General features: G+C 36.2%; 9 protein-coding genes. 8 read left to right on the plus strand and 1 reads right to left on the minus strand.

All coding sequences use genetic code 11. The features are described from left to right. Positions 1-238 precede the first annotated feature (238 nt). Positions 239-772: a hypothetical protein gene (locus V7122_RS24445; RefSeq protein WP_335348519.1), complete on the plus strand. Its 534-nt coding sequence runs from the start codon at positions 239-241 to the stop codon at positions 770-772. Between the two features lie 1,143 nt (positions 773-1,915). After that, complete coding sequence (locus V7122_RS24450; RefSeq protein WP_335529742.1) at positions 1,916-2,056, plus strand: hypothetical protein; 141 nt, start codon at positions 1,916-1,918, stop codon at positions 2,054-2,056. A 199-nt stretch (positions 2,057-2,255) separates the two neighbouring features. Here the strand turns inward: V7122_RS24450 and mreBH are convergent, their stop codons facing one another. Then, the gene (gene mreBH, locus V7122_RS24455; protein ID WP_335347667.1) at positions 2,256-3,263 is read right to left on the minus strand and encodes a rod-share determining protein MreBH; all 1,008 of its coding nucleotides are present in this window, start codon (positions 3,261-3,263) and stop codon (positions 2,256-2,258) included. 342 nt (positions 3,264-3,605) lie between these two features. On the opposite strand from mreBH, the gene miaA reads away from it, so the two are divergent. The 6 genes from miaA to V7122_RS24485 form a co-directional block, all read left to right on the plus strand. Further along, complete coding sequence (gene miaA / locus V7122_RS24460) at positions 3,606-4,565, plus strand: tRNA (adenosine(37)-N6)-dimethylallyltransferase MiaA (protein WP_335529744.1); 960 nt, start codon at positions 3,606-3,608, stop codon at positions 4,563-4,565. 27 nt (positions 4,566-4,592) lie between these two features. Beyond that, entirely contained in the window at positions 4,593-4,823 is a 231-nt protein-coding gene (gene hfq / locus V7122_RS24465) for an RNA chaperone Hfq (RefSeq protein ID WP_066288744.1), read from the plus strand. Between the two features lie 262 nt (positions 4,824-5,085). Continuing rightward, entirely contained in the window at positions 5,086-6,033 is a 948-nt protein-coding gene (gene spoVK, locus V7122_RS24470) for a stage V sporulation protein K (RefSeq protein WP_335490688.1), read from the plus strand. 187 nt (positions 6,034-6,220) lie between these two features. Further along, the gene (hflX, locus tag V7122_RS24475; RefSeq protein WP_335355547.1) at positions 6,221-7,477 is read left to right on the plus strand and encodes a GTPase HflX; all 1,257 of its coding nucleotides are present in this window, start codon (positions 6,221-6,223) and stop codon (positions 7,475-7,477) included. A gap of 13 nt (positions 7,478-7,490) precedes the next feature. Next, entirely contained in the window at positions 7,491-8,759 is a 1,269-nt protein-coding gene (locus V7122_RS24480) for an aminotransferase class I/II-fold pyridoxal phosphate-dependent enzyme (protein ID WP_335355546.1), read from the plus strand. A gap of 146 nt (positions 8,760-8,905) precedes the next feature. Then, the coding region (locus tag V7122_RS24485; protein WP_335529746.1) for a MerR family transcriptional regulator at positions 8,906-9,280 on the plus strand (375 nt) is incomplete at its 3' end.

The raw sequence follows: 9,280 nt of genomic DNA on the forward strand, positions 1-9,280 counted from the left end.
ATTGATTTTCTTATTATTAAAAAAGATAACAAAAGGTAGTTAAAATAATAACTCTAGTCAGAAACACAAGCATATGTCCAACTCCTTTTGAAAATGAGTAACTTAATAATCTAACAATATAATTATATTATTTAGTGTGTGTTTCTTAATTGTAAATTTATTGTTAATTTGCCTATAGGATGTTTTACACAGTGAAAGATCAGTTGATTAGGAGGGGTATAAAATCGCAAAAACGGAGTTGACTGTTCAATTAGAACGTCAAATTTATTCAGCGACAAAGAAACAAGGTATATTTGGCTGCTTTGAAGTAACAATCGGCTGGTTCGGTGATGAAAGAGTAGATTACATGACTTATGACACAAAGGGTATTTGGCGCTGTTATGAGATTAAAGTTTCTGTTTCGGATTTCAGAAGCAAAGCTAAGAAAACATTTTGTGGCAACTTTAATTATTATGTTATGACAAAAGAGTTGTATGAAACAGTTAAACACGAAATACCTTCTCATATTGGTGTATATGTTGGTAGAACGTCTGTAAAAAGAGCAAAAAGACAGGATTTAACCATTGATGAAGAAGTTCTTAAAAACTCATTGATCAGGTCATTGTCGAGAGAATCAGAGAAATTATATAGAAGCGATAATCCTTCTTTTGTTGAATCTATGAACCGTAGATTGAATAACGAAAGAAAGGAAAAAGAAAGGTATCGTTCTCAATACCAGGAGCTTATGCGTGAAGCAACTGAAAAATTCGGTAGAAGATGGCGTTCTAGTTAGTAAAAAAATGATAGGAGTGAAGAAGTTTGGAATGGAATAAAGAGACCGAGATTTTTATTATATTCTTTTATTATGTAATACCTGCAGTGATAATTGGACTGGTTTCTATTGGAGTTATTTTACTATTGAGGAATTTTAAAAGGTCTAGAAATAATGAGAAGAAAAATCAAAGAAACAAATGGTAGGAGGAGTTAATTTGGAGGATTAGCTAAAAGGAATTAAGGATGATTATCTTATAGGTGAATTGTTCGGAAAAGTTTGAATTTCTACTCCAAAAGATAATTTTGATTGGCTTATTGGTTATGCTAAAGAAATTCTAAAGGTTGAAAGTGAATTAAGGGATAAGGTTCAGCAACAGCAGCAGAAAATTGAACATCTAAGAAAAAACCTTAGAACAGCTAGTGATTTTGATGAATCGAAGCATAAAGAATTATTGAGACTTAGAGACATTATTGAAGAATTACTATACCACCATCCACCAGTTGATACTAATGTGAATTTTGATGAGCAATATGATGAATAAAAAAAGATAGCAAAAAAGGTATTAGTAAACAAAGGATAGAGTAAGTAAATTAAAAAGGGACGAAGAAGCTAAATGCTCTTCTTCATTCCACAATTACTGCATTTAGTTTTACAACAATAAATGTAATAGCAGCAATTAGATTGGAAACCCAATAAGCAATTTGTTTAGTAAAAATTTTTCGAAATATGTAAATAAAAGAGTGAACTACAATCTAATTCACTCTTGAAATTTAATAATTATTGGTCAGTCGTATCAGACATATTTTTAGCAGTGGGGTACGTTTCACCGTATCCTTCAACATTGCCCAGCATGCTCTCTATGAAATTCTGACCCTGAGTCTTGACTATTATTAAGTGATATATTTTTTTGCTTCTTATTATCATTAGCTGGATTTGGCAATTCAATTCACCTCCTAAACACATATATAGGATGCTGAGTATTTGCAGAATTATTCAAGGAGTAAAAAGCAATTTACTAATAAATAGTACGCTTATTTAAAGAAACAAACTAACAGGACCACATATAGATGAGTAAAAGGTGCAATTAGAAGGAATTAATAAAATTGTTGCAGGAATTTGCTTGAATCTCCCGAATTATGTATGAAAAAAGGAGATGAGGCAATGGAGCAAGTAATTGAAAATTGGATTTGCTCGAATTGCAACTTGGAGATAACAGATGAACGTGAGTATCTAGATAATAATGGGGTGTGTGATGACTGCTACAGTATCCCGTTAAAGAAGAAATTAGGATTAAAATTATGAAGGGAAATATCTCCTTTTATCGAAATGAAGTTAAGAATATTATTAAACCTATTAATTTTACCGAATGATGGTAGATATTATAAATGAGTTATGTGACACCAACTAGATAATCAATAAGATGTCGATAATTTTATTATGTAAACTAAAATCAATTAAGGGAGCATTATCCGTATGAATAATCCTCCCTTAATCTTTACATTTACTTAATTGCAGTTTGCAATTTTCCGATATATTTCAAAGCCATGCCTGTCCCAATTGCAACTGATTCAAGCGGACTTGGAGCGAGGTGAACAGGAACAGAAATTTCTGTGGAAAGCCATTCCTGCATTCCGTTTATGAGGGCGCCACCACCCGATAGGATAACACCTCTATCCACAATATCTCCGGATAATTCAGCAGGGCTCTCTTCCAAAGTGGCGCGAATGGCTTCAAGTATATGAAGCAACGATTCCTTAATAGCTTCTCGAATGGTATAGGACGATAATGTAATGGTTTTTGGAAGGCCTGTAACAAGATCACGTCCGCGAATCTCCATTTTTAACTCATCATGATCTATGAGTGCGTAACCAATTTCCATTTTAACTTTCTCGGCCGTTCGTTCTCCAATTAAAACGTTAAAATCCTTACGAACATATTGAATAATATCCTCATCCAATCTATCGCCGCCAACACGGATAGAATGACAGGCAACAACACCACCATAGGAAATGATAGCTACTTCTGTCGATCCGCCTCCAATGTCCACTACTACGTTAGCGATAGGTTCGTCTACCGGCAAGCCAGCTCCAATTGCCGCAGCTACAGGCTCTTCTATTAAATGAACATGTTTTGCGCCTGCATGACGAACAGCATCAAGAATAGCTCTTCTTTCAACACTTGTTGAGCCTGATGGAGTACAAATCACTACATTCGGCTTTCTAATGGCAAAGCCAGCCTTTTTTGTTGCTTTCGCCATTACATACCGTAGCATTTCGGTTGTCGTATCATAGTCTGCTATTACACCATCCTTTAATGGACGAATAGCAATAATTCTGCCGGGTGTTTTCCCGATCATTTCTTTTGCTTCTTTTCCTACAGCCAACACCTTTTTTGTATTCGTATCAAGCGCTACAACAGAAGGCTCATTAAATGTGATTCCTTTATTTTTACAATATACTAAGATATTAGCTGTTCCTAAATCAATGCCTAATTCAGAAGTTGTAATCATTATTTACTCCCACCTAATCTATTACTGAATATCAAATTACTCTTGATATTCTTCTACTAAACTATCATGATTAGGGGGGTATCTAATTAATTGTTATGAAATCGTTAATAAATTGTAATGAAACATGAAAATAAAACCATAAAACGCGAGTAGAATAATGAATAAATCAATGGAATCAAGTCAATAATGTTTAAATGTGAAAAACGAATCCATTATTTACATTCATAACCACTGAAAGTAGTTCATGTTTATGATACTATAGGGGGGATAGCGCCTTTTCGTCAAAACGTAATGAGGTGCTTTTAACTTAGGTAGTTCAATAAAGGCAGTGTGAACAGATTAATGGAAAAAGAAAAGCTTGTTGTGCTTATTGGTCCAACTGCGGTTGGGAAAACGAAGCTAAGTATTGAATTGGCTAAAAGGTTCAATGGAGAAATTATTAGCGGTGATTCAATGCAGATCTATAAAGGAATGGATATTGGCACAGCAAAAATTAAAAAGGATGAAATGGAAGGAATTCCTCATCATTTAATTGATATTAAAGATCCAAAGGAGCCTTTTTCTGTTGCAGAATTTCAGGAGCTTGTCAGAGAAAAAATCTCTGAGATTTCATTAAGAGGGAAACTGCCGATGATTGTTGGTGGAACTGGCTTGTATATCCAATCCGTTATTTATGATTATCACTTCTCAGATGCCCCTTCTGATGATGATTTTCGACAAATGCTTGAAAAAAAGGCAGAGGCCGAAGGAAATGAAAGTGTGCATCTAGAATTGAGCAAGGTTGATCCCGAAAGCGCAAAAAGAATTCATCCTAATAATGTCCGCCGAGTCATTAGAGCGTTGGAAGTTTATCATTGTACTGGTAAAACGATAAACGAATTACAGGAAAACCAGAAGCCTGAGCTTATGTATAATACAGCTATAATTGGGCTAACAATGGATAGGGAGATATTATATCAGCGAATCAATACTAGAGTGGATTTAATGATTAAGGAAGGACTCCTTGAAGAGGTTGAAAGGTTATTTAATCAGGATATAAAGGATTGCCAATCGATTCAGGCAATTGGCTATAAGGAACTCTATGAATATTTTAGTCATAGCATTTCATTAGAGGAAGCGACCTCTCAGTTAAAGCAGAATTCCCGCCGATATGCAAAAAGGCAGCTGACATGGTTTCGAAATAAAATGAATGTTGATTGGTTTGATATGTCGGATGTTGTCAACACCGGCATAATTGAAAAAAAACTTGCGGAAATTTCAACGCATATTGAAGGAAAGCTGCAAATAAAATCGAATACATAGAGTAGAGATAAAAGAGGAGGATATAAGATGAAAACATCTATTAATATTCAAGACCAATTTTTAAACCAGCTTCGGAAGGAAAATACAAATGTAACCGTGTTTTTATTAAACGGGTTCCAAATTAGAGGCCAAATAAAGGGCTTTGATAATTTCACGGTTCTTTTTGAATCTGAAGGAAAGCAACAGCTTGTATATAAACATGCAATTTCTACATTCGCGCCTCAGCGCAATGTTCAAATCGATATGGAAAACCAATAATTCTTATCCGCATTGAATAAGGGTTCTGCTTCTTTGAAAGCGGAACCCTTTTTATTTTTAGCGGTATTCAATCAGGACAGGGTGTAAATTAGGCTTTTACAAAAATCTTTAATGAAGTAAGAAACAAATGAATACATATAGATAAGGAATTTTTTAAATAAGAGTAAGAGGGCATTTTATGATTCTATGAAAGAAAATAGGCTTTTGTCACAATCTAAACTTCTAAGCGTATACTGTTTTTGAGAACGTGAGGTGAAAGCTTTTGGACCAGCCAATTCGAATGAAGAATAATGGACAGATTAGCATCGTCCTTAATTCACAAAATCGTAAAACATTGACGAAAGAACTGCCTGAAACTCAACCCTTACCTAAGGTAATTCCACCGGAGCATACAGCACTAAAAGATATAGAAGAAGAATTAGGTGCTCTTGTAGGAATGGAAGAAATGAAAAGAATGATTAAGGAAATTTATGCATGGATATATGTGAATAAAAAACGTGAGGATGCGGGCCTAAAGGCAGGAAAACAGGCGCTTCATATGATGTTTAAAGGAAATCCTGGCACTGGTAAGACAACGGTTGCCAGATTAATCGGAAAACTTTTTCAAAAAATGAATGTTTTATCAAAAGGGCATTTAATTGAAGCTGAACGTGCGGATCTCGTTGGTGAATATATTGGCCATACGGCACAGAAGACGAGGGATTTGATAAAAAAGGCTATAGGCGGGATCTTGTTTATTGATGAAGCTTATTCACTTGGAAGAGGCGGAGAGAAGGATTTTGGAAAGGAAGCCATCGATACTCTTGTTAAGCATATGGAGGATAAGCAGCATGAATTTATTCTAATCCTTGCAGGCTATTCAAGGGAAATGGATTACTTTCTCACCTTAAATCCTGGATTGCATTCTCGCTTTCCATTAGTGATTGACTTTCCGGATTACTCCGTTACACAGCTCATGGAAATTGGAGACAGAATGTTAAGGGATCGAGAATATACGTTAAGCCATGAAGCGGAAAAAAAGCTGCATGACCATTTACTATGGATTAAAACTCATTTAAATCCAGTAAGCTTCTCCAATGGCAGGTATATTCGAAACGTCATTGAAAAGTCGATAAGGGCTCAGGCGATGAGGCTGTTAATGCAGAATAGCTATGATAGGCATGAATTGGTGAGAATCCGAAGCAATGACTTAGTATTTGATGAGGGTTAATATTAGAAGGATTCCACTTAACAGGAATCCTTTTCAATTTGCAAAGAGAGATTCTTTAAAATGTAGTCAGCTATCTTTCGAAAATATAACGTTAAACGAACAGAAATTAGAGTTAAATTATTGATTTTGTTATGATAGTATTAAGTGATTTTTGTAAAAGAGTATACCAGGGAAAGAAGGATGCTGATTGGAGCAAAAGCATAACTTTGAAAAAGTAATTCTTGTAGGATGTCAGACAAAAGAAGATGATCAGCAATATGCCTATTCGATAGAAGAATTAGGCTCTTTAACTGAGACAGCAAAAGGAAAAGTCGTTGCAACCTTAACGCAAAAACGTGATCGCATTCACTCGGCTACATATATTGGAAAGGGCAAGGTTGAGGAATTAACGGCCCTCCAAGAAGAAATAGATGCAGATATAATTATCTTTAATGATGAATTATCACCAAGTCAAGTTCGAAATCTTGCAGCAGCTGTAGATGCGAAAATAATTGATCGGACTCAATTAATCTTAGATATATTTGCACAGAGGGCACGTTCTAAAGAAGGGAAGCTGCAAGTCGAATTAGCCCAGCTGCAATACTTGCTGCCAAGATTGACAGGCCAGGGAACCCAGCTTTCAAGACTTGGAGGTGGAATTGGAACTAGAGGACCAGGTGAAACGAAATTAGAATCGGACAGACGACATATTCGCAATCGCATCAATGAAATTAGGAACCAGCTATCTGTTATTGTTCAGCATCGTGACAGGTATAGAGAAAGAAGAAAAAAGAACAAAGCATTTCAAATCGCGATAGTAGGCTATACGAATGCTGGGAAATCGACATTGTTTAACAGACTAACTGAGGCAGATTCCTTTGAAGAAAACCAGTTATTTGCAACCCTTGATCCGATGACTAGAAAGTTAATTATGCCAAGTGGCTTTATGACTCTCCTAACGGATACAGTAGGTTTTATTCAAGATTTGCCAACCACCCTAATAGCTGCTTTTCGATCGACCCTTGAAGAGGTTAGGGAGGCAGATTTAATCCTGCATGTTGTTGATAGTGGAAGCCCAGATTATTATCAGCATGAAGAAACGGTTAATGAGTTATTAAAGGAACTTGAAAACGAAAAAATTCCACAATTGACTGTATATAATAAGCGGGATATTAAACACTTGGATTTTGTTCCAATTGCAAACACAAAGTCGATTCTAATCAGTGCATTTGAAGAGCAAGACCGCAATCAGTTAAAAAGCACAATAGAAGAAATAGTTCTGGAAATGATGAGTTTTTATCATGTAGAGGTTTCTTCCTCAGAAGGAAAGCTTCTGTCCCAGCTCAAAAATGAAACGATATTACGGGAATTATTTTTCGATGAAGAAAAGCAAATTTATGTTTGTAAGGGCTATTATTTAGAAAACCACCATATTGCTGGGCAGTTACATAAATATAAAGTGTAGATAGGAGAACATCATGTTTCAACAGTTATCAAATGGGGAAAAGTTGCAGCCGATTGTTACTGAAATTGAGCAGCAAATTGCTAATGTATTAAAAGGTATTGATAATAGGATTGATGAAAATCAATTTCGTGTGCTTAACAGCTTTCAAAACAATCGGGTGAGTGATTCTCATTTTATTCCAACGACTGGATATGGCTATGATGATATAGGCAGGGATACTTTAGAAAGGATCTATGCTGAAGTATTTGGAGGAGAATCTGCAGTCGTCCGTCCACAAATTATTTCTGGAACACATGCCATCTCCATTGCCTTATTCGGGGTACTTCGTCCTGGAGATGAACTGCTATATATTACGGGGAAACCATATGACACATTAGAAGAAATAGTGGGTCTAAGGGGCAATGGCGTTGGTTCTTTGAAGGAATTCGGAATTACATATAATGCTGTTAATTTACTGGCAGATGGATCAGTTGATTATGAAGCTGTAGCAAAGGCAATTAAACCTCACACAAAAATGATCGGTATTCAACGATCAAAAGGGTACGCCACTAGACCTTCCTTTACTATTGCTCAGATTGAAGAAATGATCAAATTCGTGAAGGAAATTAAATCAGATGTTGTTGTTTTTGTCGATAATTGCTATGGAGAATTTGTTGAGACAAAAGAACCATGCCATGTTGGAGCTGATTTAATGGCTGGTTCATTGATTAAAAACCCTGGTGGAGGACTTGCTAAAACAGGGGGCTATATTGTTGGGAAAGAGAAGTGGGTAGAGGCCTGCTCCTATCGCATGACTTCCCCAGGAATCGGTGCGGAAGCCGGTGCCTCTTTATACAGTCTCCAAGAAATGTATCAGGGCTTTTTCCTAGCCCCTCACATTGTCGGCCAAGCACTAAAGGGAGCGGTTTTTACTTCTGCATTTTTAGAAAGGCTTGGAATGAATTCTTCACCAAAATGGGATGCAAAAAGAACGGACTTAATTCAGTCAGTCCAATTTGATGACCGTGATAAAATGATTGCTTTTTGTCAGGCTATTCAATATGCTGCTCCAATTAATTCCCATGTTACTCCGTATCCAAGTGCGATGCCTGGATATGAGGATGAGGTGATTATGGCAGCTGGAGCTTTTGTACAAGGAGCAAGTATTGAGCTGTCAGCAGATGGCCCGATTAGACCGCCTTATGTGGCGTATGTTCAAGGCGGACTCACTTATTCCCATGTAAAAATTGCCGTTTGTACTGCCATAAATGGGTTGATCGAAAAGGGTTTCATTCAAATTTAATTAGTGTACAAACTAAGGACAGTGACTATATAAGCTGTCCTTTTCTTTTTTAAAAATTTTCATGTTAGAAAACCTAACATCTAATTGACAAGAGACCTAACATTGGTATATATTTATTTTTAAATAAGAAAAGGGAGGAGAAATAAGTGACTGGAAGCAAGATTCGCCGTTCCATGCCGCTTTTCCCAATTGGCCCAGTCATGCAATTAACCGAATTATCTGCACGTCAAATTCGGTACTATGAGGAGCACCAATTGATTTCTCCAGCAAGAACAGATGGCAATAGAAGAATGTTCTCACTAAATGATATTGATAAGCTTCTAGAAATTAAAGATCTCATTGACCAAGGTGTAAATATGGCTGGGATTAAACAGCTATTTTTTATCAAAGATCAGAAGCCTGCAGATCTATTTAAAGATGAAAAAGCAGTACGAGAGATTTCAAATGATGAAATTAGGAGACATTTGCGCAAGGAAATTGTGAGGGCAGGAAGATTTCATTTACCGTCATCCCATCAAGGA

The organism is Bacillus sp. JJ1532, from assembly GCF_036965085.1.
In the GTDB taxonomy this organism is placed as follows: Bacteria; Bacillota; Bacilli; order Bacillales; family Cytobacillaceae; genus Cytobacillus.

Excerpts from the sequence above, each read along its gene's own strand:
- V7122_RS24450 (WP_335529742.1), top strand. The coding sequence starts at position 1,916 with ATGGAGCAAGTAATTGAAAATTGGATTTGCTCGAATTGCAACTTGGAG.
- mreBH (WP_335347667.1), bottom strand. The coding sequence starts at position 3,263 with ATGATTACAACTTCTGAATTAGGCATTGATTTAGGAACAGCTAATATC.
- miaA (WP_335529744.1), top strand. The coding sequence starts at position 3,606 with ATGGAAAAAGAAAAGCTTGTTGTGCTTATTGGTCCAACTGCGGTTGGG.
- hfq (WP_066288744.1), top strand. The coding sequence starts at position 4,593 with ATGAAAACATCTATTAATATTCAAGACCAATTTTTAAACCAGCTTCGG.
- V7122_RS24480 (WP_335355546.1), top strand. The coding sequence starts at position 7,491 with ATGTTTCAACAGTTATCAAATGGGGAAAAGTTGCAGCCGATTGTTACT.